Origin of the sequence: Dyella sp. (assembly GCF_035685805.1) — a bacterium.
Taxonomy (GTDB): domain Bacteria; phylum Pseudomonadota; class Gammaproteobacteria; order Xanthomonadales; family Rhodanobacteraceae; genus Dyella_A.
The window spans coordinates 1-24,619 of record NZ_DASSAB010000060.1; the positions used below are offsets into that span (position 1 = coordinate 1).

General features: G+C 68.9%; 21 protein-coding genes, 2 tRNA genes, 1 other RNA gene and 2 pseudogenes. 23 read left to right on the plus strand and 3 right to left on the minus strand.

Annotation, left to right across the window (positions count from 1 at the left end; all coding sequences use genetic code 11):
* Nucleotides 1-66 precede the first annotated feature (66 nt).
* On the minus strand, nucleotides 67-552 hold the full coding sequence (locus VFG40_RS16815) for a GFA family protein (protein ID WP_324899663.1): 486 nt from the start codon (nucleotides 550-552) through the stop codon (nucleotides 67-69).
* Nucleotides 553-654: 102 nt separating this feature from the next.
* On the opposite strand from VFG40_RS16815, the gene VFG40_RS16820 reads away from it, so the two are divergent.
* The 14 genes and pseudogenes from VFG40_RS16820 to VFG40_RS16885 all read left to right on the plus strand — a co-directional run bounded on the left by VFG40_RS16820 (nucleotide 655) and on the right by VFG40_RS16885 (nucleotide 14,345).
* Nucleotides 655-2,496 carry an ABC transporter ATP-binding protein gene (locus tag VFG40_RS16820; protein WP_324899829.1) on the plus strand — a complete coding sequence of 614 codons (1,842 nt, stop codon included), beginning with the start codon at nucleotides 655-657 and terminating at the stop codon, nucleotides 2,494-2,496.
* Nucleotides 2,497-2,611: 115 nt separating this feature from the next.
* Nucleotides 2,612-2,902 (plus strand): hypothetical protein, encoded by a 291-nt coding sequence (locus VFG40_RS16825; RefSeq protein WP_324899666.1) that lies wholly within the window; start codon nucleotides 2,612-2,614, stop codon nucleotides 2,900-2,902.
* A 469-nt stretch (nucleotides 2,903-3,371) separates the two neighbouring features.
* Nucleotides 3,372-3,623 carry a YdeI/OmpD-associated family protein gene (locus VFG40_RS16830; protein WP_324899668.1) on the plus strand — a complete coding sequence of 84 codons (252 nt, stop codon included), beginning with the start codon at nucleotides 3,372-3,374 and terminating at the stop codon, nucleotides 3,621-3,623.
* A gap of 190 nt (nucleotides 3,624-3,813) precedes the next feature.
* On the plus strand, nucleotides 3,814-4,233 hold the full coding sequence (locus tag VFG40_RS16835) for a MerR family transcriptional regulator (RefSeq protein ID WP_324899670.1): 420 nt from the start codon (nucleotides 3,814-3,816) through the stop codon (nucleotides 4,231-4,233).
* Nucleotides 4,233-4,781 (plus strand): annotated as a pseudogene (locus tag VFG40_RS16840) (YHS domain-containing protein); the annotation flags it as partial. The gene VFG40_RS16835 and the pseudogene VFG40_RS16840, both read left to right, overlap by 1 nt.
* 96 nt (nucleotides 4,782-4,877) lie before the next feature.
* Nucleotides 4,878-7,358: pseudogene (locus VFG40_RS16845) on the plus strand (heavy metal translocating P-type ATPase).
* Nucleotides 7,359-7,470: 112 nt separating this feature from the next.
* A complete protein-coding gene (locus tag VFG40_RS16850) occupies nucleotides 7,471-7,635 on the plus strand; it encodes a hypothetical protein (RefSeq protein WP_324899672.1) in 165 nt (54 codons plus the stop codon).
* 65 nt (nucleotides 7,636-7,700) lie between these two features.
* The gene (locus VFG40_RS16855) at nucleotides 7,701-8,108 is read left to right on the plus strand and encodes a ketosteroid isomerase-related protein (RefSeq protein ID WP_324899674.1); all 408 of its coding nucleotides are present in this window, start codon (nucleotides 7,701-7,703) and stop codon (nucleotides 8,106-8,108) included.
* Between the two features lie 4 nt (nucleotides 8,109-8,112).
* Complete coding sequence (locus VFG40_RS16860) at nucleotides 8,113-8,709, plus strand: GNAT family N-acetyltransferase (protein ID WP_324899677.1); 597 nt, start codon at nucleotides 8,113-8,115, stop codon at nucleotides 8,707-8,709.
* 26 nt (nucleotides 8,710-8,735) lie between these two features.
* Nucleotides 8,736-10,022 (plus strand): bifunctional tetrahydrofolate synthase/dihydrofolate synthase, encoded by a 1,287-nt coding sequence (folC, locus tag VFG40_RS16865; protein ID WP_324899678.1) that lies wholly within the window; start codon nucleotides 8,736-8,738, stop codon nucleotides 10,020-10,022.
* Between the two features lie 88 nt (nucleotides 10,023-10,110).
* Nucleotides 10,111-11,151, plus strand: a complete 1,041-nt coding sequence (locus VFG40_RS16870; RefSeq protein ID WP_324899680.1) for an SPOR domain-containing protein — start codon at nucleotides 10,111-10,113, stop codon at nucleotides 11,149-11,151.
* A 31-nt stretch (nucleotides 11,152-11,182) separates the two neighbouring features.
* On the plus strand, nucleotides 11,183-11,911 hold the full coding sequence (locus VFG40_RS16875) for a CvpA family protein (protein ID WP_324899682.1): 729 nt from the start codon (nucleotides 11,183-11,185) through the stop codon (nucleotides 11,909-11,911).
* 42 nt (nucleotides 11,912-11,953) lie between these two features.
* Nucleotides 11,954-13,429, plus strand: a complete 1,476-nt coding sequence (gene purF / locus VFG40_RS16880) for an amidophosphoribosyltransferase (protein WP_324899684.1) — start codon at nucleotides 11,954-11,956, stop codon at nucleotides 13,427-13,429.
* A 106-nt stretch (nucleotides 13,430-13,535) separates the two neighbouring features.
* Complete coding sequence (locus VFG40_RS16885; RefSeq protein ID WP_324899686.1) at nucleotides 13,536-14,345, plus strand: ferritin-like domain-containing protein; 810 nt, start codon at nucleotides 13,536-13,538, stop codon at nucleotides 14,343-14,345.
* 334 nt (nucleotides 14,346-14,679) lie between these two features.
* Here VFG40_RS16885 and VFG40_RS16890 read toward each other — a convergent pair.
* Nucleotides 14,680-14,756: transfer RNA gene (locus VFG40_RS16890), tRNA-Pro, on the minus strand.
* A 151-nt stretch (nucleotides 14,757-14,907) separates the two neighbouring features.
* Here VFG40_RS16890 and hisS point away from each other — a divergent pair.
* The 4 genes from hisS (at nucleotide 14,908) to VFG40_RS16910 (ending at nucleotide 19,263) form a co-directional block, all read left to right on the plus strand.
* Nucleotides 14,908-16,293 carry a histidine--tRNA ligase gene (gene hisS / locus VFG40_RS16895; RefSeq protein ID WP_324899688.1) on the plus strand — a complete coding sequence of 462 codons (1,386 nt, stop codon included), beginning with the start codon at nucleotides 14,908-14,910 and terminating at the stop codon, nucleotides 16,291-16,293.
* Between the two features lie 232 nt (nucleotides 16,294-16,525).
* Complete coding sequence (locus tag VFG40_RS16900) at nucleotides 16,526-16,822, plus strand: GIY-YIG nuclease family protein (protein ID WP_324899690.1); 297 nt, start codon at nucleotides 16,526-16,528, stop codon at nucleotides 16,820-16,822.
* A gap of 76 nt (nucleotides 16,823-16,898) precedes the next feature.
* Nucleotides 16,899-18,794 (plus strand): HAL/PAL/TAL family ammonia-lyase, encoded by a 1,896-nt coding sequence (locus VFG40_RS16905; protein WP_324899693.1) that lies wholly within the window; start codon nucleotides 16,899-16,901, stop codon nucleotides 18,792-18,794.
* A 70-nt stretch (nucleotides 18,795-18,864) separates the two neighbouring features.
* Nucleotides 18,865-19,263 (plus strand): DUF6165 family protein, encoded by a 399-nt coding sequence (locus tag VFG40_RS16910; RefSeq protein WP_324899695.1) that lies wholly within the window; start codon nucleotides 18,865-18,867, stop codon nucleotides 19,261-19,263.
* A 349-nt stretch (nucleotides 19,264-19,612) separates the two neighbouring features.
* On the opposite strand, the gene VFG40_RS16915 is transcribed toward VFG40_RS16910, so the two are convergent.
* Nucleotides 19,613-20,653 carry a glycosyltransferase family 9 protein gene (locus VFG40_RS16915; RefSeq protein ID WP_324899697.1) on the minus strand — a complete coding sequence of 347 codons (1,041 nt, stop codon included), beginning with the start codon at nucleotides 20,651-20,653 and terminating at the stop codon, nucleotides 19,613-19,615.
* A gap of 55 nt (nucleotides 20,654-20,708) precedes the next feature.
* Here VFG40_RS16915 and VFG40_RS16920 point away from each other — a divergent pair, with 55 nt between their 5' ends.
* The 5 genes from VFG40_RS16920 (at nucleotide 20,709) to dnaX (ending at nucleotide 24,607) form a co-directional block, all read left to right on the plus strand.
* Nucleotides 20,709-21,473: a 3-deoxy-D-manno-octulosonic acid kinase gene (locus VFG40_RS16920; protein WP_324899699.1), complete on the plus strand. Its 765-nt coding sequence runs from the start codon at nucleotides 20,709-20,711 to the stop codon at nucleotides 21,471-21,473.
* Complete coding sequence (locus VFG40_RS16925; protein ID WP_324899700.1) at nucleotides 21,470-22,228, plus strand: MBL fold metallo-hydrolase; 759 nt, start codon at nucleotides 21,470-21,472, stop codon at nucleotides 22,226-22,228. Before VFG40_RS16920 ends, VFG40_RS16925 begins: the two co-directional genes overlap by 4 nt.
* A gap of 162 nt (nucleotides 22,229-22,390) precedes the next feature.
* A tRNA-Ser gene (locus VFG40_RS16930) sits at nucleotides 22,391-22,483 on the plus strand.
* 58 nt (nucleotides 22,484-22,541) lie between these two features.
* Nucleotides 22,542-22,638: signal recognition particle sRNA small type (gene ffs, locus VFG40_RS16935), an RNA gene on the plus strand.
* Between the two features lie 250 nt (nucleotides 22,639-22,888).
* A complete protein-coding gene (gene dnaX / locus VFG40_RS16940; RefSeq protein ID WP_324899702.1) occupies nucleotides 22,889-24,607 on the plus strand; it encodes a DNA polymerase III subunit gamma/tau in 1,719 nt (572 codons plus the stop codon).
* Nucleotides 24,608-24,619: the final 12 nt, after the last annotated feature.

The window sequence follows — 24,619 nt, forward strand, 5'->3', positions numbered from 1 at the left end:
AGCGCCGCCGCAGGCGGTCAATCGCGCCGGCCTGATGAGTGCCCGCCTTCGCGGCTGGCGTTCAGATTACGAACGCCTTGCCGCCCGCAGTGCTGCGCGGCGTTCCAGGCTGGCCGGCGACCAGACCTGGTCGATGTCGTAGAACTCCTGCACGGCGGGAACGTCCGGCGGCAGCGTCACCCAGGGCTGTCTGGTCGAGGTGTAGATATGGACGTCCGGCGGCAACCGCCACGGTTCCTTCAGCGTGCCCACGCGCACGAAGGCCACCGCCTTGCCGCCGCCGGGGTAATGGCTCCATAGCGCCACATGACATTGGGCGCAGCGCGCGATCCGCTGGCCCTTGCCGCTTGCCGACGGCGTGTCCACCATGACCGGCTCGCCCTGCAGCAGCTGCAGCCGGTCGGTCTCGATCATCGCGTTGATGACGAACGCGCTGCCGGTCTCGCGCTGGCACCAGCTGCAGTGGCAGCAGTGCACGATCAGCGGCGCGCTGATCAGTCGGTAACGGATGGCACCGCAGGTACAGGCGCCTTCGAAGGTTTCGGTGGTCATGCTGCTGATCCCGCGGGTCATAACGGAGAGGCCGCATCGTCACACCGCTTCGTGCGGGCTTCAAGCACAATGACGGCCCTCGCAAGTCTGGAATGCCCCATGATCTTTCGCTGGTTCGAATCCCTCATCGACGCGTTCAAGGAACCGGTCGACGGCATGCCGCCCGCGTCGGTGTGGCGCTTCTATGCGTTCTACCTGCGCCAGGTGTGGCCGGTGTTCGCGGTGGCGATCGCGGTGGGTTTCGTGGTGGCGATCGTCGAGGTATCGCTGTTCGGCTTCATCGGCAGCATCGTGGACATGGCCAAGGGTGCGCCGGCGGCGGACTTCTTCCAGCGGCACGGCAACGAGTTGCTGTGGATGGGTTTCGTCGCGCTGATCGTGCGGCCGCTGGCGATCGGCGCGCACGACCTGCTGGTGAACCAGGCGATCGTGCCCAGCCTGACCAACCGCATCCGCTGGCAGAACCATCGCTACGTGATCCGCCAGAGCCTGGGCTTTTTCCAGAACGACTACGCCGGGCGCATCGCCAACCGCATCATGCAGACCGGCGCCTCCCTGCGCGAATCGGCGGTGCAGATCGTCGATGCGCTCTGGTACGTGGTGGTCTACACCGGCAGCGCGATCGTGCTGTTCGCGCAGGCCGACGCGTGGCTGGCGGCGCCGCTGGTGGTCTGGATCGCCGCCTACGTGGTCACGCTGGCGTACTTCATCCCCCGCACCAAGGCGCGTTCGTGGGAGTCGTCCGAGGCGCGCTCGCGGCTGATGGGGCGCATCGTCGACGGCTACAGCAACGTGCTCACGCTCAAGCTGTTCGCGCACACCCGCCGCGAAGAGGACTACGTGGCCGCCGCACTCGGCGAGCAGATCGGCAAGACCCGCCGCATGACCCGCATGACCACGGCGATGGACGTCACCATCACCTCGCTCAACGGGCTGCTGATCGTGGGCACCTCCGGTCTGGCGCTGTGGCTCTGGAGCCAGGGCCGCGTCACCGTCGGCGCCATTGCGCTGGCCACCGGGCTGGTGATCCGCATCAACAACATGTCCGGCTGGATCATGTGGGTGGTCAACGGCATCTTCGAAAACATCGGCACGGTGCAGGACGGACTCACCACCATCGCCCAGCCGCGCGCCGTGCAGGATGGGCCGGGCGCGGTGCCGCTGGTGGTGCGCGAGGGTGCCGTGCGCTTCGATCACATCCACTTCCACTACGGCAAGCAGGGCGGGGTGATCGCCGGGCTGGAACTGGCCGTGCGCCCGGGCGAGAAGATCGGCCTGGTCGGCCCCTCGGGTGCCGGCAAATCGACCCTGGTCAACGTGCTGCTGCGCCTGTACGACCTGGAGCAGGGGCGCATTCTCATCGACGATCAGGACGTCGCGCAGGTCACCCAGGAAAGCCTGCGCGCACAGATCGGCGTGGTCACCCAGGACACCTCGCTGCTGCACCGCTCGATCCGCGACAACCTGCTCTACGGCCGCCCCGATGCCACCGAGGCACAGATTGCCGATGCGGTGCGCAAGGCGCGTGCCGACGAGTTCATCCCGCAGCTGGTCGATGGCGAAGGCCGCACCGGCTTCGATGCGCATGTAGGCGAGCGCGGCGTGAAGCTCAGCGGCGGCCAGCGCCAGCGCATCGCGATCGCCCGCGTGCTGCTGAAGGACGCTCCGATTCTGGTATTGGACGAAGCCACCAGCGCGCTGGATTCCGAAGCCGAGGCAGCGATCCAGGACAGCCTCGACATCCTCATGCAGGGCAAGACCGTCATCGCCATCGCCCACCGCCTGTCCACCATCGCCCGCATGGATCGCCTGGTGGTACTGGACAAGGGGCGCATCGCCGAAACCGGCACCCACGCCGAGCTGATCGCGCAGCAAGGCCTGTACGCGCGGCTGTGGGCCCGGCAGACGGGCGGCTTCGTGGCGGTGGAGGATGCGGCGCCGTGAGGAGCATGGTCGCGCCACAGGTTCTACGCAGGCCCGAACCCGGCCCGCTGATGGCCGATGCCGCTTCGCGGCGCAGCCTGGCTCAAGCGGTAGCCCGCGACAAAGGTCCACAGCCATGAGTCGCCAGATCGCCTTGGCTGTGCTGATCGTTGTCTGTGCTGCCTGTAGCCATCGTGACCTTCACGGTTCGGTCTCGCGTTCGCCCGATGGGAACGCGTATCTGATCGTGGCTGACGACAATGGCGGGCAATGCGGACCACTGACGGTCGATGGAAAGCTCTGGGCTCATCCCATCGGGACTCCCGGACAAATCGAGCCCGGGGAGCATGTCATCAAATGTGGCGGCGAGATTTCTTTCTCCATTCCCGCTCAAAGCATCTTCAAGTTCGATTACTGGGGCCCCTAGCATGCGGGCCCCAGATCCTTAAAAAGGCGGGCTCTGCCGCCACTGAATTCTTTCGCCTGCAAGCGATGCAGGCGCAAGCCAGAAGGCAGGGATGGCCGGTTGCCCGTTGAGAGTTCGTCCGAGCTTGCACGCGAGAAGCCGAGCGTCAATTGCCTCTCGTAAAAGAGACATTAGTCTGGCGCGGCGTAGGTATGAGTTTCCTGACCGCGCAGGGGTGCGGCTACTTCCAGAGCCGCGCCGTTTCCGAGGAAGACCGCGAGGCGATAATGAAGCCGCTCGGCCCGCCAGAGCCCTGCGGCCGAGCCGCCGGACATGTAACGCTTGTCGAGGTAGATGCGCGTCCGTACGCCCTAGCGCGAGTGCCATGCCCATGAATACCGTGATGGGGCAAGATTCGCGCTCAGTGATATTCAATACCCGCGGCGTCATGGCCGTCTGACTCCAGCGCCTGGTCCCAAAGGAGGCGTTCATGAGCACCAACAAGCTTGGCGATGGAACGGTCCACAAGCTTCCCGCGGATTTCCGGAGCGCCATCGAGCGCGATGCGGCCGCGTCGGATATGTGGACGGACATCACGCCACTGGCGCGGAACGAGTGGATCTGCTGGGTCACGTCGCCCAAGCAGGAGGCCACAAGAACGCGGCGCATTGCCGTCGGCATCGACAAGATGCGCAAAGGCATGCGCAGGCCCTGCTGCTGGCCCGGTTGCCCGCACCGCTGATTCGGAGAAAGAGCCCCTTGCATCGGGCGTCTCCGATTCAGGCCCGCCGGCTGCGCGGACCCCACCTGGCCTCGGGCATGCGCCGTTGATGCCGGCCTGAGCGCACGCTCGCGCCGCACGCAATCGGGTCGCGTGCGGGTGGCCGGGAGGGGTTGACTCTGGACCTGGATCAAGGGTCTAGACTCAGGCCATGGACACTTCCAACTCGCTCACCATCGGAGCTGTCGCCAAGCGCACCGGCGTTCCCATCGACACCATCCGCTACTACGAGCGCGAGGGCCTGTTGCCCGAGCCGCTACGTCGGGCCTCCGGCTACCGCAGCTATGGCGAGGCGGCGGTGGCGCAGCTGCGCTTCATCCGTCGCGCGAAGGACCTGGGCTTCACGCTCGAGGAGATCCGCGACCTGCTGGCGCTCTCGGCCGATCGCCAGCGTGGCGTGCGGGCGGTGAAGAAGCGCGCCGAACAGCGACTGGCCGCGATCAATGCCCGCATCGCCGAGCTGCAGCGCGTGCGCGATGGCCTGGTGGAGCTGGTGGACTCGTGTCCTGGCCACGGCGCGCCGGAGCACTGCCCGATCCTGCGCGCACTCAACGACGAGGAGAACGCCTGATGGAAAGCACATCCTGTGGCTGCCGCGGCGCGGCGCCCGCTCGCCCCGCCATCGACCCGGTGTGCGGCATGACAGTGGATACCGTCGCCGGAAGGCCGAGCGCGGTGTACGAGGGCGAGACCTTCCACTTCTGCAGCGATGGCTGCAAGGCGAAGTTCGAGGCCGATCCGGCGGCTCATGTTTCCGGACAGGCGGCAGGTGGGGGTTGCTGCGGCAGCAAGGCCGCGCAGAGCGCCGACGCCATCGACCCGGTGTGCGGCATGACGGTGGCCACGGGCGCCGGCAAGCCAAGCGCGGTGCACGAGGGTGCGACCTTCCACTTCTGCAGCGATGGCTGCAAGGCGAAGTTCGAGGCCGATCCAGCGGCATATGTTTCCGGACAGGCGGCCGTTGGCGGTTGCTGCGGCAGCAAGGCCGCGCGGAGCGCCGACGCCATCGACCCGGTGTGCGGCATGACGGTGGATACCGCCGCCGGAAGGCCGAGCACCGTGCACGAGGGCGAGACCTTCCACTTCTGCAGCGATGGCTGCAAGGCGAAGTTCGACGCCGATCCGGCGGCTCATGTTTCCGGACAGGCGGCAGGTGGCGGTTGCTGCGGCAGCAAGGCCGCGCAGAGCGCCGACGCCATCGACCCGGTGTGCGGCATGACCGTGGCCACGGGCGCCGGAAAGCCGAGCACCGTGCACGAGGGCGAGACCTTCCACTTCTGCAGCCATGGCTGCAAGGCGAAGTTCGAGGCGGATACGTCGGCGCACCTGGCCCCGCACGCCGCCGGCGGCCATGGCTGTTGCAGCGCGGCCAGTGCCGGCGCGGCTGGTCATGACACGGATCACGGCCGGCCCACCGTGAAAGACCCGGTCTGCGGCATGGCGGTGGATCCCGATACCGCCACGCATCGCGCCGAGCACGACGGACATGCGTACTACTTCTGCGCGGCGCGCTGCCGGGAAAAGTTCGTCGCCGATCCGGCGGCCTACCTGGGCGAACACAAGGCTGCGCCGCCGGCGCCGGCCGGCGCAATCTACACCTGCCCGATGCATCCGGAAGTACAGCAGGTCGGCCCCGGCGACTGCCCCAAATGCGGCATGGCGCTGGAGCCGATGATGCCCAGCGCGGACGAGGACGACGGTGGCGAGCTGACGGCCATGACGCGACGGTTCTGGACGCTGCTGGCGTTGACCGCACCGGTGTTCGTGCTGGCGATGGGCCCGCACCTTTTCGGCTAGCATGTCGGCGCGCCGTGGGGTGGCATCGCGGGCTGGATCGAGGCCGTGCTGGCGACCGTCGTGGTGCTGTGGGGCGGCGCGCCGTTCTTCCGGCGTGGCTGGAATTCGTTGCGACCGTGGTCGCCGAACATGTACACGCTGATTGCGCTGGGCACCGGCGTGGCCTGGGTCTACAGCACCATCGCGTTCCTGGCGCCGGGCATGTTTCCGCCAAGTTTCCGTGATGCGCATGGCGAGGTGGCGGTGTATTTCGAGTCCGCGGCCGTGATCGTCACCCTGGTCACGCTGGGCGATTTTCTTGAACTGCGTGCGCGCCGGCGTACCGGCGCCGCCCTGAAGGCGCTGCTGGGACTGGCACCGAAGACCGCGCACCGGTTGGACGACCAGGGCCGCGAGAGCGAGGTGCCGCTCGATGCGGTGCAACCCGGCGACACGCTGCGCGTGCGACCTGGCGAGAAGGTGCCCGTCGACGGCGTGGTGGTCGATGGCGAGAGCCACGTGGACGAATCCATGCTCACCGGCGAACCGATGCCGGTAGCAAAGGCCGCCGAGGCCAGGATTACCGGCGGCACCGTCAACCAGGACGGCGCGCTGACCATGCGCGCGGACAAGGTCGGCAGCGACACCATGCTGGCCCAGATCGTGGCGCTGGTCGCCGCCGCGCAGCGCAGTCGCGCGCCGCTGCAGCGGGTGGCCGACAAGGTGGCCGCGTGGTTCGTGCCAGCGGTGGTCGCCTGTGCGGTGATCGCGTTCTTGCTGTGGGCCTGGCTTGGGCCCGATCCGAGGCTGGCGCATGCGCTGATCGCCGCGGTGTCGGTACTCATCATTGCCTGCCCGTGCGCGCTCGGCCTGGCCACGCCGATCTCGATCATGGTCGCCAGCGGGCGCGGCGCGCAGCATGGCGTGCTGTTCAAGGACGCCGGCGCGATCGAGGCGATGCGCGACATCGACACCCTGGTGGTGGACAAGACCGGCACCCTGACCGAAGGCAAGCCCGAGCTGAGCGAGCTGGTGGTGCTGGGCGACCTGCCGCGCGAGCGCCTGCTGACGCTGGCCGCGGCGCTGGAGCAGTCCAGCGAGCATCCGCTGGCCCGCGCCATCGTGCGTGCCGCGGACGGCGACGCGCTGCTGGTGGCGACAGGCTTTCGCAGCCTCACCGGACGCGGCGTGAGGGGCGAGGTCGATGGGCATGCGGTCGCGCTCGGCAACGCACGCTTGCTGGAGGAGCTCGGGATCCTGGCGAACGATGAGGCGGCGACGCGTGCCGAAAGCCTGCGAGGCGACGGTGCCACCGTCATGTTCCTCGCGGTCGACGGCCAGCTGGCCGCGCTGATCGCGGTGGCCGACCGGATCAAGGCCGGCGCGGCCGAGGCCATCCGGTCCCTGCACGCCGAGGGCCTGCGCATCCTGATGCTCACCGGCGACAATGCCACTACCGCCAGGTCGGTCGCCGCCACGCTGGGCATCGACGACATCCATGCCGACGTTTCGCCCGCCGACAAGGCCGACGTGGTGAACCGCTTGAAGCAGCAGGGGCGGCGGGTGGCGATGGCCGGCGACGGCATCAACGACGCGCCCGCGCTGGCCGCCGCGGATGTCGGTATCGCGATGGGCAGCGGTACCGACGTGGCGATGGAAAGCGCGCAGGTCACGCTGGTGAAGGGCGATCTCGGCGGAATCGCCCGGGCCCGCGGGCTGTCGCGCGCCACTGTGCGCAACATCCACCAGAACCTGTTCTTCGCCTTCGTCTACAACGGCATCGGCGTGCCGCTGGCGGCGGGCGCGCTGTATCCATGGTTGGGTATCACGCTGTCGCCGATGATCGCAGCGCTGGCGATGAGCCTGAGCTCGGTATCGGTGGTGAGCAATGCGCTGCGCCTGCGTGGCGCGCGGCTCTGAGGCAGCGCGGTGACGCCTGTCACCCACGAACGTTGACGATGGCCCCTGCCGCGGAACCGGCGGGGCACGGATGATGGCGCCACACCCCGACGGACGGGGAGGGAGAGAGGCCATGAACGTCGTCAACGACACCCGCAGCACGTTCGAACGCCACCTGCCGCTGCTGCTCGGCCTGCTGGCCGCGCTGCTGGCCGGCAAGGCGCTGAAAAAGATGTTCTGGACCGCCTTCGGCATGTACTGGGCGCTGCGCGCCAGCGGCATTCACCTGTTCCAGTGAGCGGGTGCCGGACCGGGGCGATGGCTTAGAATCCCCGCCTCGCCATCAACCCGGAAAAGCCCCCCATGTCCGACGCCATCGCCCTCGTCCAGCGCTACTACGACGCCTTCAACCGCGGCGACTGGGAGGCGATGCTGGAGTGCCTCACCGACGACGTGGCGCACGACCTCAACCAGGGCGGCCGCGAGCACGGGCGCGAGGCGTTTCGGGCGTTCCTGGCACGGATGCAACGCAGCTACGGCGAGCAGCTGCAGAAGATCGTGGTGATGGCCGCCGCCGACGGCCAGCGCGCCGCGGCCGAGTACGAAGTGCACGGCAGTTACCTGGCCGACGACGAGGGCCTTCCGCCTGCGCACGGCCAGCGCTACGTGCTGCCGGGCGGCGCGTTCTTCGCCATCCGCGACGGACGCATCAGCCGCGTCAGCAATTACTACAACCTCAACGACTGGATCGCCCAGGTCGCCGGCGGCTGATCGCATGAGCGTGCGCGTGATCACCTGCGTCGGCGCGGCGGTGACGCCGCATCTGGACGACCTCGCGCGGCTGCGCATCGCGGTGTTTCGCGACTGGCCGTACCTGTACGCGGGCGATCTCGATTACGAGCGGCGTTATCTGGCCGCGTATGCGCAGTCCTCGCGCAGCGTGTTCGTGCTGGCGCTGGATGGCGACACCGTGGTCGGCGCGTCCAGCGGTCTCCCGTTGGCCGACGACGGCGAGGCGTTCCAGGCGCCGTTCCGCGAGCGCGGCATGGCGGTTGACACGGTGTTCTATTTCGGTGAGTCGGTGCTGCTGCGCGACTATCGCGGGCAGGGCATCGGCCATCGCTTCTTCGACGAACGCGAGGCGCATGCGCGGCGCCTGGGTGGATTCGCCTGCACCGCGTTCTGCGCGGTCGAGCGCGAGGCGGACGATCCCCGCCGCCCGCCCGGCCATCGTTCCAACGACGCGTTCTGGACCGGGCGCGGCTACCGGCGCCAGGACGACCTGTGCTGCACGCTGTCGTGGACCGAGCTCGATGACACGACGGAATGCGAGCACCGCCTGCGCTTCTGGCTGCGTCCGCTGGACGCCTGACGACCTTCCTCTCTCCGGATTGCCGAATGACCCGCACCCTCGCCCAATGGCTCGCCTACCAGGAAGGCGTGAACCCGCGCAGCATCGAGCTGGGCCTGGAGCGGGTGCGCGCCGTGTGGCAACGCATGGGCGCCCCGCCGATCGCGCGGCACGTCATCACCGTGGGCGGCACCAACGGCAAGGGCTCCACCGTGGCGCTGCTGGAGGCCATGGTGCAGGCGGCAGGCAAGCGCACCGGTGCGTTCACCTCGCCGCACCTGCTGGCCTACAACGAGCGCGTGCGGATCGACGGTCGCGACGTCGACGACGCGGCGCTGGTGGGCGCGTTCGAACGCATCGAGGCAGCGCGCGGCCAGGGCCCCGCTGCGCCGATCCCGCTGACCTATTTCGAGTTCGGCACGCTGGCGGCGCTGGACCTGTTTGCCCGCGCCAGCGTCGACGTCGCCGTGCTGGAGGTGGGCCTAGGCGGGCGGCTGGACGCGGTCAACATCATCGATGCGGACGTGGCGGTGATCACCACCGTCGACCTGGACCACGTGGACTGGCTCGGGCCCGATCGCGACAGCATCGGGCGGGAGAAGGCCGGCATTGCACGTGCGGGACGTCCGGCGATCGTCGGCGAGGCGCTGCCGCCGGATGGGCTGCTCGCGATGCTGGGCGCGGTCGGCGCGCAGGTGCAACGTGCGGGCGTGGATTTTCATGTCGACCGGCTCGCGCACGGCTGGCGCTGGCGTCACCACGACGGCACCACGATGGAGCTGCCCGATCCCGCCCTGGCTGCACCGGTGCAGTACGCCAATGCGGCGGCAGCGATCGCCGCGCTGCGGGCGCTCGATCCGGGCGTGCTGGGTGCCGATCCGCAGGCGGCGGTCGCCGCGGCGCTGGAGCAGGTGCAGGTGCGGGCGCGCCTGCAGTGTCTGGGCGGTGATCCGGCGCTGTACGTCGATGTGGGCCACAACCCGCAGGCGGCGCGCGCGCTGGCCCAGTGGCTTGATGGCGCGCCCCGCGGGCGCGTGCACGCGGTATTCGGCGCGCTGTCGGACAAGGACGTGGCCGGCGTGATGGGTTCGCTCGGTGCGCGGGTGGATCACTGGCACCTGGCCGGTCTCGATCAGGACACGCCGCGCGGGCTGCCGGCGCAGGCGCTCGTGGAGGCGCTGCAGGCCGCGCTGCCGGGCGCGCCGCACACGGCTCATGGCGACGTCGGATCGGCGCTGGAGGCGGCTCGTGCCGCCGCGCACGCGGGCGATTGCATCCTCGCCTTCGGCTCGTTCTTCGTGGCGTCCGCGGTGCTTTCCTCGCGGCGCGGCTGAACGCGGCACGGCGCGGTTTCGGTGTGACTGGCGCGGCCGGGTATAATTCCGCCGCTTTGTGCTGCGCCTGCCCATCCTGGAGCCCGTCTTGAAAACTCGCCTGCTGGGAGCTGCTGTTCTCATCGCGTTTCTGGTCCTGTTCGTGCCGATGTTCTTTCCCAGCAGCCCGCCCACGGCGGTTGGCGACCAGAGCGTGAGCCTGGCGATTCCGCCGGCACCGGATCGCGACCTGCAGACCAAGACCATGAGCCTGGATCCGGACGCCGCCACGCCCGCGGCCCCCGCCAGCGCGGGCGCCGTGGTGATCCCCGCCGCGGCCGGCGGCAGCAGCGACGCACTCGCCACCGTGGACATCCGCTCGCGGCGGCCGACCGACGTGGAAACCGGTGATCGGGCTCCGGGCGAAGACGCGCCGGTCGCGTCGAACCCGCCGGCGGTGCAGGCTCCCGAGCCCGCCACGGCCAAGCCCGCACCGGCCGAACCGGAACCCGCCAAGCCCGCGCCGGCCAAGCCCGCGGCCAGCGAGCCGGTGATCAAATCGACGCCACCGGCTGAAGCGCCCAAGGCCGACGCGCCGGCCACGCCGCCGGCCACCGCGGCGCGCGGCAGCCACACGCTCAACCTGAGTGCCTACGCCTCCAGTGCCGGTGCCAGGAGCCTGGTGCAGCGGGTGCAGGGGCTGGGCTATCCGGTCAGCAGTCGCGTGATCCAGCAGGGCGGCAAGGCGCTGACCGCGGTGACGGCCGGCCCGTTCTCCAGCCGCGCGGCGGCCGAAAGCGCGCGGTTGAAGATCACCCAGAGCATTGCCGGCGTGCCGGTACGGCTGGAAAGCCACGCCAGCACCCCGGATAGTGATGCGCCCGCCGCGGCATCCACGGGCAGCGCTCGCAGCGCCGGCGGCTGGGCCGTGCAGGTGGCTGCGATGAGCAGCCAGTCCGATGCGCTGGCCTTGCGCGACCGGCTGCGGGCCAATGGCTTCGACGGGTTTGTCGATACGGTGACGGCGGGCGGGCGCAAGCTCTGGCGCGTGCGTGCCGGACCCCAGACGCAGCGGGATGACGCGCAGCGCGTGCGCGACCAGATCAAGTCCAAGCTTGGCCTGGCCGGCAACGTCGTGAGCGTTCCCTGACCCCGGCCCCTGCGGACGGACGGCGGCGCGCATGAACTGGATCGATTACTTCATCGCGGGCGTGCTGGCTGTTTCAGTGCTGATCGGCCTGTGGCGCGGGCTGGTGGCCGAATTGCTGTCGCTGGCGATCTGGATCGGCTCGATCTGGGTCGCCTGGGCGTTCGGCCCCAGCGTGGCGGCCTATTTCGAGCACAGCATCCACACGCCGGCGCTGCGGCTGGTCACCGGCTACGGCATTTGCCTGGCGGCGGTGTTGATCGTCGGTGCGCTGCTCAACGCGATGTTTCGCCGGCTGGTCGCCGGGGCCGGCCTGTCCGGGCCCGATCGCGGCCTGGGCATGCTGTTCGGCTTCGCGCGCGGCGTGCTGCTGGTGGCGCTGATGGTGTTCCTGCTCGGCTTCACGGCGGTCACCCGCGAGCCGTGGTGGCGCCAGTCGATGCTGCTGCCGCATTTCCAGACGGTGGCGATCGCGGTGGGGCAACACCTTCCGGCCAGCACCGCGCGCTATCTGCATCCGGCGCCGGACGCGCTGGACGGGCTGCCCAGCCTCCCCGACGTGTCCGGCGCGGCCAACCTCGACGGCGTGCGCAAGATGCTGGACGCGCGCGGCACCACGGGCGCGCCGTCCCGGGGCGACCTGCAAGCCGCCTTGCGGGGAACGCCCAAAGCACCCACATCCCCAGCTCCGGCGGGTTCGGTTCCGGGCGCGCGAGCGCCCGCCACGGCGGATCCGGCAGACGTTTCCTCGCAGCATCGCTAGTCGCACCACCCACACGCATCACCCACGCAGGCGTAAACCATCATGTGCGGAATCATCGGCATTGTCGGCATCACCGAGGTCGCCTCGGCGCTCTATGACGGCCTCACCGTATTGCAGCATCGCGGCCAGGACGCCGCGGGCATTGCCACCGTGGATGGATCCCGCCTGCGCCTGCACAAGGGCAATGGCCTGGTGCGCGACGTGTTCAACCACGCTTCGATGGCGCGCCTGCGCGGGCGCATCGGCATTGGCCATTGCCGCTACCCGACTGCCGGCTCCGAGGGCGCCGACGAGGCACAGCCGCTGTACGTGAACTCGCCCTACGGCATTGCGTTTGCGCACAACGGCAACCTGATCAACACCGAGTCGCTGCGGCGCGAGATGTTCCACGAGGACCGCCGCCACATCAACACGGATTCGGACTCCGAGGTGCTGCTCAACGTGCTGGCGCACGAGCTGCAGATCCAGGAGCGCATGACGCTTACCCCGGACCACATCTTCAAGGCGGTCGCCGGCGTGCACGCGCGCGCCCGTGGCGGCTACGCCTGCATCGGGCTGGTGCTGGGCTACGGCCTGGTCGCGTTCCGCGATCCCAACGGCATCCGTCCGCTGGTGCTGGGTGAGCGCATCACCGCGGAGGGCCGCGAGTACGCGGTAGCGTCCGAGTCGGTGGCGCTGGACGTGCTGGGCTTCAAGCGCGTGCGCGACATCGCGCCAGGCGAGGCCATCATCATCACCGACGACGGCCAGCTGCACAGCCGCCATTGCGCCGAACGCGCCACGCACGCGCCGTGCATCTTCGAGTACGTGTACCTGGCCCGGCCCGATTCGATGATCGAGGACGTGTCGGTGTACAAGGCGCGCCTGCGCATGGGCGAGAAACTGGCGCAGAAGATCATGCGCCTGCGCCCCGATCACGGCATCGACGCGGTGATCCCGATTCCCGACACCGCCCGCACTGCCGCCAGCGCACTGGCCGGCGCGCTTGGCGTGCCGTTCCGAGAGGGCCTGGTGAAGAACCGCTACGTGGGCCGCACCTTCATCATGCCGGGGCAGGGCGACCGCGTGAAATCGGTGCGCCGCAAGCTCAACGCGGTGGACCTGGAGTTCCGCAAGAAGAACGTGCTGCTGGTGGATGACTCGATCGTGCGCGGCACCACCTCGCGGCAGATCATCCAGATGGCGCGCGACGCCGGCGCAAAGAACGTCTACTTCGCCTCGGCCGCGCCGCCGGTGCGTTATCCCAACGTCTACGGCATCGACATGCCCTCGGCCACCGAGCTGATCGCCGCCGGCCAGACCGAGCAGGAAGTGGAGGCACAGCTCGGCGCCGACTGGCTGATCTACCAGGACCTGGAAGACCTGATCTGGGCCGTGCAGGACGGCAACGAAGACCTCAAGCACTTCGACACCTCGTGCTTCTCCGGCGAATACGTCACCGGCCTGGAGAAGGAATACCTGCAGCAGATCGAGATGATGCGCTCGGACGACGCCAAGGCCGCCCGTCGCACCGCCTGAGCGTGCCCTTTTTGTAGGAGCCCGCTCGCGGGCGATGCTCTTGGGCTTTGATGTTGATCGGAAGCAAGAGCATTGCCCGCGAGCGGGCTCCTACGTTACGAGATCCATGACTGACCTTTACGCCGCCGCCAAGCGCTGCCTCGATGCTGCCGATCCGGCCGAGAAACTGCGCCTGACCCACGCCACCTGGCAGGCGCTGCGGGCCGGCGAACTGGCGCCCGATGCCGCCGCGCCGGCGCCGTTGCCGATCGGTGCTCCCGGTCGTCCCGCCCGCCCCGTGCTGGTCTCCGCGCGGCAGGTGCCGCAACGCGGGCTCGGCACGCCCGAGGGACGCGCGGCGCTGGTGCACGCCGTGGCACACATCGAGTTCAACGCGATCAACCTGGCGTGGGATGCGGTGTATCGCTTCCGCGGCATGCCGGCGGACTACTACCGCGACTGGGCCAGCTGCGCGCATGACGAGGCGCGCCACTTCGCCAGGCTCAGCGACCGCCTGGCCGAGCTCGGCTACGCCTACGGCGACTTCGACGCCCACAACGGCCTGTGGGAGATGGCCGAGAAAACGGGCCATGACGACACCGCCCGCATGGCGCTGGTGCCGCGCGTGCTGGAGGCGCGCGGGCTGGACGTGACGCCGGGCATGATCGAGCGGCTCACCGGCGCGGGCGACCTGCGCACGGTGGAAATTCTCCAGGTGATCCTGCGCGAGGAAGTGGCCCACGTCGCCGCCGGCACGCGCTGGTTCCACTGGTGCTGCGCGCGCGACGGGATCGAGCCGCGTACGACCTTCATCCACCTGCTGCGCACTCACATGGGCGTCAGCCTGCGCGGTCCGTTCAACCGGCCCGCGCGCCTGCAGGCGGGTTTCGACGAGGCCGAGATGGATCAGCTGGCCGCGCTCGCCGCCGCCGTCTGAGCGCATCGATCGCGGCGCTGCCGCTTTGGTGTCCGACCGGAACCGGGGCGGCTGCGCCGCCGTCCCGCCCTTGGGCTATGCGCAAGGGGTCCAGAAACGAAGCGGCCGGTGTCGGGCGGCGACGATGATCGCCCTGCGTTACCCCGCGGTGGAGTGGACATCGGGCTCGCCGGGCGCGTTGCGCGCGCACGATCGAGGCGACGGCTCGCCGGCTCGTTCCAGTCCCGTACGCGATCGATCGACTCCGAGACCAATCGACCGGGGGCGATCGGCCCAGAGCCGAGCGACGGACACAAAAAAAGCCGGCGCGAGGCCGGCTTCTTCGTCGAATTTTTGGTCGGGGAGACAGGATTCGAACCTGCGACTTCTACGTCCCGAACGTAGCGCTCTACCAGGCTGAGCTACACCCCGTGGGAGCCGCGCATTCTAGCGATGCCCCCCGGTCTTGGCAACAGGGGGCAGGGTGTCGCGAGTGCCCATGGCGCGGGGAGGTGTGGCGGTCATCTGCTAATCTTGCGGGCTGCCGTTCACGGCTTTCCGTCACCGCAAAGCAGAGGATTCCATGGCGCTTACCCCGGCCCGCACCATGCCCGGCGTGCTCGAGCTGCTGCCGCTCGACCAGATCGCGTTCCAGCGCATGCTCGACGTGATCCGCCGCAACTACGAGCGCTTCGGCTTCCTGCCGATCGAGACGCCGGTGATCGAGTATTCCGACGTGCTGTTGACCAAGACCGGCGGCGAGACCGAGCGCCAGGTGTACTTCGTGCAGTCGACTGGCGCGCTCAATGCGGAGAAGGACGCCGAGGGCGTGCCGGAATTGGCGCTGCGCTTCGACCTCACCGTGCCGCTGGCCCGCTACGTGGCCGAGCACGAGCGCGACCTCAGCTTCCCGTTTCGCCGCTACCAGATGCAGCGCGTGTACCGCGGCGAGCGTGCCCAGCGCGGCCGCTTCCGCGAGTTCTACCAGTGCGACATCGACGTGATCGGCAAGGACAGCCTGTCGGTGCGCTACGACGCCGAGGTGCCGGCGGTGATCTACAGCGTGTTCCGCGAGCTCAACGTGGGCGCGTTCACCATCCAGCTCAACAACCGCAAGCTGATGCGCGGCTACTTCGAGAAGCTCGGCATCGCCGACGCCGAGCAGCAGATGCTGGTGCTGCGCGAGGTGGACAAGCTGGACAAGCGCGGCGCCGACTACGTGCGCGACACGCTCACCGGCGAAGCGTTCGGGCTGAGTGCCGAGGTGGCCAACCAGATTCTCGCCTTCGTGCAGGTGCGTTCCACCTCGCTCAAGGACGCGCTGGACAAGCTCGACGCGCTGGGCGAAGGCCCGGAGGCGATGGAGCTGGGCCGCGCCGAACTGAAGGAAGTGCTGGGCCTGATCCACGCCTTCGGCGTGCCGGAAACGCACTACGCGCTCAATCTCTCGATTGCCCGCGGCCTCGATTACTACACCGGCACCGTCTACGAGACCACGCTCAACGACCACCCGCAGATCGGCTCGGTGTGCTCCGGCGGCCGTTACGAGAACCTGGCCAGCCAGTACACCAAGTCGAAGCTGCCCGGCGTGGGCATCTCGATCGGCCTGACCCGGCTTTACTGGCAGCTGCGCGACGCCGGTCTGGTCAATACGGCACAAAGCACGGTGGACGTGCTGGTGACCCAGATGGACGAGGCGCAGCTGCCGGCCTACCTGGCGGTCGCCAACGAGCTGCGCAGCGCCGGCATCGCCACCGAGGTGGTGCTGGAGGCGGGCAAGCTCGGCAAACAGTTCAAGTACGCCGACCGCGCCGGTATCCGCTTCGTGCTGGTGCTGGGCGAGGACGAGCTGGCCAAGGGCGTGGTGACGGTGAAGGACCTGCGCCGCGAGGATCAGTTCGAAGTGGCGCGCAGCGAGCTGATCAAGACGCTGCGGGTGGAGCTGGAGCAGGCGGCGGTGATGGGGTGAGTGAAGCACTGCTTCGGGCCGCCGTCTGGGGCTGTGAGCCTAACCATTGCTGAATCTTCATTGCCGTCATTCCCGCGAAAGCGGGAATCCATTGTGGCCCTGTGCGGGAAGAGCAAAATGGATTCCCGCTTTCGCGGGAATGACGGCGGAGAGGGGTGGGGCGATCGGTATCGCCCCCCCGAAAACAGCGCAGCCTGTCTTACATGATTGAACACAACGTCAGGAGACATGGATGCCTCCCAAACAACCGGCCGTTTACATCATGGCCAGCGGCGAACGCGGCACCCTGTACATCGGCGTGACCGGCGATCTCAGGCAACGGGTTTGGCAGCACCGCGACGGCGTGGTCGAAGGGTTTACCCATCGCTACGGCATCAAGCATCTGGTCTGGTTTGAACATCATCCAGACTTTCCCACCGCCATCGCCCGCGAAAAGCAGCTCAAGAAGTGGAACCGCGCCTGGAAGCTGGAGCTGATCGAATCTACCAACGCAGGCTGGCGTGACCTGTGGAGTGACCTGTTGGACTGAGGGCATCATTCCCGTTAGGTGCCACCACCCTGGCGTCTGCGGGCGCCATGCAACAAACAATTCGTCGGAGCCTTACGTGAGCCACACCATCACCCTGGACGGCAGCAGTCTCACCCGCAAGCAGCTGGTCGCCGTCGCCCGCGGCGGCGCGTCGGTGCAGCTGGATTCCGGCCAGCTCGCCCGCGTGCAGCGCGCGGCGGACTTCCTCGCCGAGAAGGTGAGCTGCGGCGAGCCGACCTACGGCGTCACCACCGGCTTCGGCTCCAATGCCGACAAGCTTCTGGGCGCCCATCGCCTGCGTGACGAACTGCCGGGCGGCAACCCGCACCAGCCGGAAGGCACGTTGCTGGACGAGCTGCAGCACAACCTGATCATCACCCACGCCGTATGCGTGGGTAAGCCGTTCGCCGAGGACGTGGTGCGGGCGATGCTGGTGATCCGCATCAACACGTTGATGCGCGGGCACTCCGGCATTCGCGTGTCCACGCTTCAGGCGCTCACCGCCATGCTCAACGCGGGCATCGTGCCGGTGGTGCCGGAGAAGGGTTCGGTCGGCGCCAGTGGCGATCTCGCGCCGCTGTCGCACCTGGCGATCGTGCTGCTGGGCGGCGGCGAGGCGTTCTATCGGGGCGAGCGCATGCCGGGCGCCGAGGCGCTGAAGCGCGCCGGGCTGGAACCGATCCGCCTGTCGTTCAAGGAAGGCCTGGCGCTGAACAACGGCACCGCACAGATGCTGGCCACTGGCGCGCTGGCGCTGGACACGCTGGAGCGCCTGCTCGACACCGCCGACCTCGCTGCCGCGATGACCCTGGACGCCTTCGCCGGTCGCAGCGGCGCGCTGCGCGAGGAGGTGCACGCGCTGCGCCCGCATCCGGGTCAGGTCGAGACCGCCGCCCGCGTGCGCGCGCTGCTGGAAGGCTCGACCCTGGTCGACATTCCGTATCACCTGGTGCCGCGCTTCCGGCAGTGGGCTGCCGATGCGTGGAGCACGCCGGAGGATCAGGCGCTCAGCTTCGACATCGGCTGGGAGTGGGTGCCGGCCAACCAGCGCCACGGTCGCGAGGCGTTCTACAGCCGCTTCCTGCCGTTCAAGGGCGGCAAGAAGCACCAGCCGCAGGACGCCTACAGCCTGCGTTGCATGCCGCAGGTGCACGGCGCGGTGCGTGACGCCTGGGCTCAGGCCTGCCGCGTGTTCGACATCGAGCTGAACGCGGTCACCGACAACCCGCTGATCTTCCCCGACAACGACGCGGCGCAGTTCATCGAGGAGCAGGTGATCTCCGCCGGCCACTTCCACGGCATGCCGCTGGCGCTGGCGATGAGCTACGTGAAGGCGGCGATCCCGGTGCTGGCGTCGATCTCCGAGCGCCGCCTCAACAAGCTCGTCGACCCGGCCACCAACGACGGCCTGCCGGCCTTCCTCACCGGCAACGAGGACGCCACCGACTCGGGTTTCATGATCGTGCAGTACACCGCCGCCGCGCTGGTCAACGACCTGGCCACGCGGGCGCATCCGGCCAGCGTGTATTCGGTGCCGACGAGCGCCAACGCCGAGGACCACGTGTCGATGGGCGCGAACGAGGCGCGCCACGTGCTGGAGATGTGCGAGGACCTCGGCCACGTGCTGGCGCTGGAGCTCTACACCGCCGCGCAGGCACTGGATTACCGCGAGGAAATGCTCAACGCCGCCCGCCGCCTGGCCGCCCGCGGCGACTGGCGCGCGCTGGCCGCCAAGATCACCAACGCGCCGCGCGAGGACAGCCCGCACCACGCCCAGTTCGTCGAGGAGGTGAAGGCACTCACGGCCGCACTGGCCGAGGTGGGCGATTACCACGCCGGCGCCGCGGTGCGCCGCGCCCATGATCGCCTGCGCCAGCACATCAGCTTCATGCACCGCGACCGCGCGATGGACGGCGACGTGCGCACGGTGTGCGAGCTGATCGCCCGTGGCGCCGTGCTCGACGCGGCCTGAGTGGCGGACGTTATTTTTTTTTCCTGATCACCCGGCGCGCCAAGCGCGTCGCCTGTTGCCGGAGTTCCTGATGAGCCTGATCCAGACCCCCGTTTCCTTCGGCGAGCTGATCGACAAGATCACCATCCTGGAGATCAAGTCGCAGCAGATCCGCGACGAAGCCAAGCTGGCCAACGTGCGCACCGAGCTGGACCTGCTCAACGCCACCTGGGCCGCGCATCCGGCCTCGCACACCGACATCGCCGACGAGCGCGCCCGCCTGCTGGCGGTGAACCAGGCGCTGTGGGACATCGAGGACCACATCCGCCTCAAGGAAAAGGCCCAGGCCTTCGACGCCGAGTTCATCGAACTGGCCCGCTCGGTGTACTTCCGCAACGACGAGCGCGCCGCGGTGAAGCGCGAGATCAACCTCAAGCTGGGCTCGCAACTGGTGGAAGAGAAGTCCTACCAGGATTACCGCGCGTCCTGATCCGGCGCTTGAGCGGGCGAAGCGTGGGCGTGCGCCCGGCGGTACGGTCTCTCGCGTGGACGCCCGCCTGCGCTGTCGTGGAGCGGCCCTCGGTGGGTGGCAGGCGAGCCCTCCTGGGGCGTCATTCCCGCGAAAGCGGGAATCCATGTTGACAGTGTCGCCCAGGGCCAGATGGATCCTAGCTTCGCGGGACTGACGCCGAGGAAGAAGGAGGGTGCTGCGCGCTTCCCCATCGGCAAGGCTTGCATCTTGTGGGTGACAAGAGGCACGGCAGGGAGTGGGTTGCCGCTTGCGCGGGGGCTTTCCCTGCCCCGAATTCACAGTCACCGTTCCGCTGACGGCAGCGTGGTCAGAAACCCCGCGCCGCAGCGAATGCCTCGAAGCGCTCGATCACGTCATCCACCGTGATCAGGTCCATCACGCCAGGCTTTTCGATCTTGGCGCCCCAGGGCAGTGCGCTGGCCGGCTTGCCGAGGAAGTGCCGCGCCGCGTCGTCATACCGGTTCACGCACCAGCGGCGGTCGGAGTAGGGGCCCGAGCGATCCGGGTTGCTGGCTGCGTGCAGGCCCAGCACGGCAGTGCCCACGGCATTGGCCATGTGCATGGGGCCGGAGTCGGGGGTCAGCAGCAGCGATGCGCGCGCGAACATCGCCAGCGCGCGTTTGAGGGTGTCCTTGCCGGTGAGGTCCAGTGGCGCTCGGGTGCAGGCGGCGAGCACGGCGTCGGCCATGGCACGTTCCTGCGCGGACGGCCCGCCGACCAGCGCCACACGCCAGTGCCGCGCCAGCGCGTGATCGATCACCGCGGCGTAACGCTCGGTGCGCCAGTTGCGCAAGGCGTGGCTGGAGGTCGGGCTGACCAGCAGCACGGGGAGATCATCCGGCCACTGCGCCTGCGCCCAGGCGCGGTCTGCGTCGGGCACGGGAATGTCCCAACGCACCTGCGTCTGCTTCAGCCCCAGTGGTTCGCAAAAGCTGCCCATGGCGTCGAGCACGTGCTCGCCGCTGCGTGCGGGGATGCGCTCGTTGACCACCAGGCTGTGCAGGTCCTTCGAACGGGCGCGGTCGTAGCCGATGCGCCGCTCGGCGCGGATGCCAAGGCTCAGAAGGTTGGAGCGCAGCGCCACCTGCATCTGCAGCAGGGCGTCGAAACGCTGGCCTTTCAGCTCCGCGTGCACCGCGCGCATGCCGGGACGCCCGGCGTCCTTGTCGAAGGTGACGAAACGCACGCCCGGCAGGTCGCCCACCAGCCGGCGCTCCAGCTTGCCGACGATCCACGTGAGCACGGTGTGCGGCCAGGCATGTTGCAGCGTGCGCACCAGGGGCACGACGTGGGTGACGTCGCCGATGGCGGACGTGCGCAGCAGGCAGATTGAGTCGGGAGCGGGCATCGGCGTGGGCTGGACCGGCTTGGGCTGAGGTGGCTTGGGCTAGACTTGCCCGGCCATGAATGCAGACAACGCCACGAACAGGCCGGGCACGATCGTGCGTGAACAGATCCGCCGGAATGCGGAAGGAGTGATTCTGTTCGACCGCGGGGTGTCGCCACAAGTCGACCACGACTGGTTCGATCCCGATCACTGGCGCCGCCACGGCGTGCTGCAATCGCAGCCGGGCGGTCGCGGCGGAGTGGCGGTGATCGATACGCCTGCCGGCGAATGCGTGTTGCGCCATTACCGTCGTGGCGGAGCGATCGCCGTGCTGATGGGCGATCGCTATCTCTGGACCGGCGCCGCCCGCACGCGGTGTTTCCGCGAATTCCGCCTGCTGCAGGCGCTCTGCACGCGGGGACTGCCGGTGCCCGAGCCGGTGGCGGTGCGCTACCGCCGGCGCGGCCTGTGGTACAGCGCGGACCTGATCACCCGGCGCATCCTGCGCAGCGACACCCTGGCAGTGCGCATGACGATGGCCGGCATCGACAGTGACCTGGCCGGGGAGGTCGGTGCACTGGTGGCGCGATTCCACCGCGAAGGCGTCTGGCACGCGGATCTCAACGCGCACAATGTGCTGGTCGGACCGGACGGGCTGTACCTGATCGATTTCGACCGTGGCCGGTTCCGCCCGGTTGCGTCGGGCTGGCGGTTGGCGAACCTGCAGCGCCTGCGGCGCTCGCTGTTGAAGCTGGGCGCGGCCGATGGCCACGGCGATGGATTCGAGCGCGATGTGTGGGCGCCGCTGCTGCGCGGCTACGAGCGGACCTTCGGCGCATGAGTTGGGCGCTGCATTTTCTCGGTACCGGTGCGGCGCATGCGGTGGAGCTGGGGTCGTCGGCGGCAGTGATCGAGCGCGACGGCGCGCCGCTGCTGCTGATCGACTGCGGACCGGACACGCTGGACCGTTATCAGCGGGCGTACGGCGACGTGCCCACGGCGCTCTACATCACCCACACGCACATGGATCACGTGGCGGGGCTGGAGCGGCTGTTCTTCAAGCTGTGGTTCGATCCGCAGCGGCGCGGGTGCGTGCGGTTGTTCCTGCATGCCGAGCTGCTGCCCTGGCTGCAGATGCGCGTGGCCGACTACCCCGGCGCGCTGGCCGAGGGCGGCGTCAATTTCTGGGAGGCGTTCCGGCTGGTGCCGTGCACGCGCGGGTTCTGGCTGGACGGATGCTGGTTCGACGTGTTCGCCACCCGGCACCATCGGCCCAGCACATCGTGGGGCGTGGCACTGCGCGGCAGCGTCGTCTACACCGGCGATACCCGTCCGGTACCCGAGCAGCTGGCGGTGCATGCGCCGGGCGACGAACGCGTGGCGCACGACTGCGGGCTGGTCGGCAACCCGTCGCACACCGGCGTGGATGATCTCGAACGCGAGTACGACGCGGCCCTGCGCGCCAGGCTCGTGCTCTACCACTACGGCAGCGCGGCCGACGGCGACGCGCTCGCCGCACGCGGATTCCAGGTCGCCCGGTCCGGCGATCGGATCGCGCTGGCGCCGCCCTCGCCACCACGCGCGGACGCCGGCTGACCGCGCGGTTGCGCTTGTCTCGGCTTGGGCGTGCGGCTATCCTTCCGCTTCTTTGCCGGGAGCGGATGACCCGGCAGGCAGGGTCCGGCACGGCGACGTTCCGGCTCCTGTCACCGGAAGCCACGCGGCGAAGCCGCTGGCGCATCCGGTGCGGAGTTTTGCGGAGAGGTGTCCGAGTGGTTGAAGGAGCACGCCTGGAAAGTGTGTATACGGCTAAACCCCGTATCGAGGGTTCGAATCCCTCTCTCTCCGCCAGTTTCTAGCATGCGCTTCGGCGGTCCGGCCGAAGCGGTTTTACTGTCTATGGTGGCCCCGTCGGTCCCCCCGCGACGATAGTTCGTAAACCCCGCCAGGTCCGGAAGGAAGCAACGGTAGCGAATGATTCGGGCGCCGGGGTGTGGCTGGCGGGGCCGCCGCCTTTTCGGGGACGCCATGGGCCCGCGGTCGCGTCGGTGCGGTATGGCCGCACGCTGCCTCCGCGGACGCCGCGCGGCTGACTTGCCCGCGTCGACTTGGCACAATCGGGATTCGCCCCAAGATCTGTCGGCCAACGCACCCCTTCGCCCGCTCCGGTCGTCGGCCGTGCCGGAACGCGACGGCATCGCGGGCCGGTCGTCCGCAACCGGGCGACGCATGAACGTCTCGAGCAGGCTTTAACGCATGTCCTATCAGGTTCTCGCGCGCAAGTGGCGCCCCCGCAAGTTCGCCGAGCTGGTGGGCCAGGAGCACGTGGTGCGCGCGCTCACCAACGCGCTCGACACCGGCCGCATGCATCACGCCTACCTGTTCACCGGCACCCGCGGCGTGGGCAAGACCACGATCGCGCGCATCTTCGCCAAGTCGCTGAACTGCGAGCGCGGCGAGTCGGCCGATCCGTGCGGCGAGTGCTCGGTGTGCACGGCGGTGGACGCAGGACGTTTCGTCGACCTGCTCGAGATCGACGCGGCCAGCAACACCGGCGTGGACGACGTGCGCGAGGTGATCGAGAACGCGCAGTACGCGCCCTCGCGCGGCCGCTTCAAGGTGTATCTGGTGGACGAGGTGCACATGCTCTCCAAGCCGGCGTTCAACGCGCTGCTGAAGACGCTGGAAGAGCCGCCGCCGCACGTGAAGTTCCTGCTCGCCACCACCGACCCGCAGAAGCTGCCGGTGACCGTGCTGTCGCGCTGCCTGAAGTTCAACCTCAAGCGCCTGCTGCCGGATCAGATCTCCGGGCAGATGAGGCACATCCTGGCGGCCGAAAACCTCGCCTACGAGGATGCCGCGATCATCGAACTGGCGCGTGGCGCCGACGGCTCCCTGCGCGACGGCCTGTCGCTGCTGGATCAGGCGATCGCCTACGGCGGCGGTGCACTCAAGGCCGACGACGTGCGGGCGATGCTGGGTAGCGTGGCGCGCGGTCAGGTATTCGGATTGCTCCAGGCACTGGCAGCTGGGCAGGGCGAAACCCTGATGCTCGAATGCGCTCGCATCGCCTCGTATTCGCCGGACTTTGGCGGCGTGCTGGACGACGTCGCTGCGGTACTGCATCGCATCCAGTTGATGCAGCTGGTGCCGGGTTACCGGCTCGAAGCGGGCGATGAGAGCGGCTCGGAGCAACTGGAGGCGCTGGCGGCCCAGTTCGAGCCAGAGGACGTGCAGCTGTACTACCAGATTGCCACCACCGGGCGACGCGATCTGACCCTGGCGCCGGACGCGCGCACCGGTTTCGAGATGGCGGTGTTGCGCATGCTCGCCTTCCGCCCCGGCGAACCTGCGCAGGCCGGCAGCGCTGCGCCACGCCCGGCACCCGCTCGCGCTCCGGCATCCCATGCCGCGCCCACGCCCGGCGCCGCGGCATCGGCTCCGCGTGCTGCCGCGCCCGCTCGTCCCGAAGCGGCGGGGGCCCGGCAGTCGTCACCGGCTGCGGTCGCCGTGCCGGCGCCGGAGCTGGCCACCGCGCCCCCGGCTACCGCGCCCGCCGCGCCGGCCACCGTGCCGCTCGATGCGCAGGGCCTGCCCGACTGGGCAGTCATCGTCGAGCGCGCGGCGCTGCGCGGTCCGCTGGGCCAGCTGGCCCAGAATGCGGCCCCGCGCAGCCGCGAAGGGCAGACCCTGACGCTGGTGCTGCAGGCTGCGCACATGCACCTGGCGGTGGAGCCGATGGTGAGCCAGATGGAAGAGCGCATCGGCGACGTGCTGGGCGAACGGATCCGACTCAAATTCACCAGCGACGTCGCAGCAGTGCTGCACACGCCGGCGGCGCGCGCGGCCGAGGCCCGCGACGCGGCCCAGGCGCAGGCGGTGCAGTCGATCGAGGAAGATCCCCTGGTGCAGGCGCTCAAGCGCGACTTTGGCGCCCGCGTGGTGCCGCAATCCATCAAGCCCGTGCAGGGCTGATCACGAACCGAC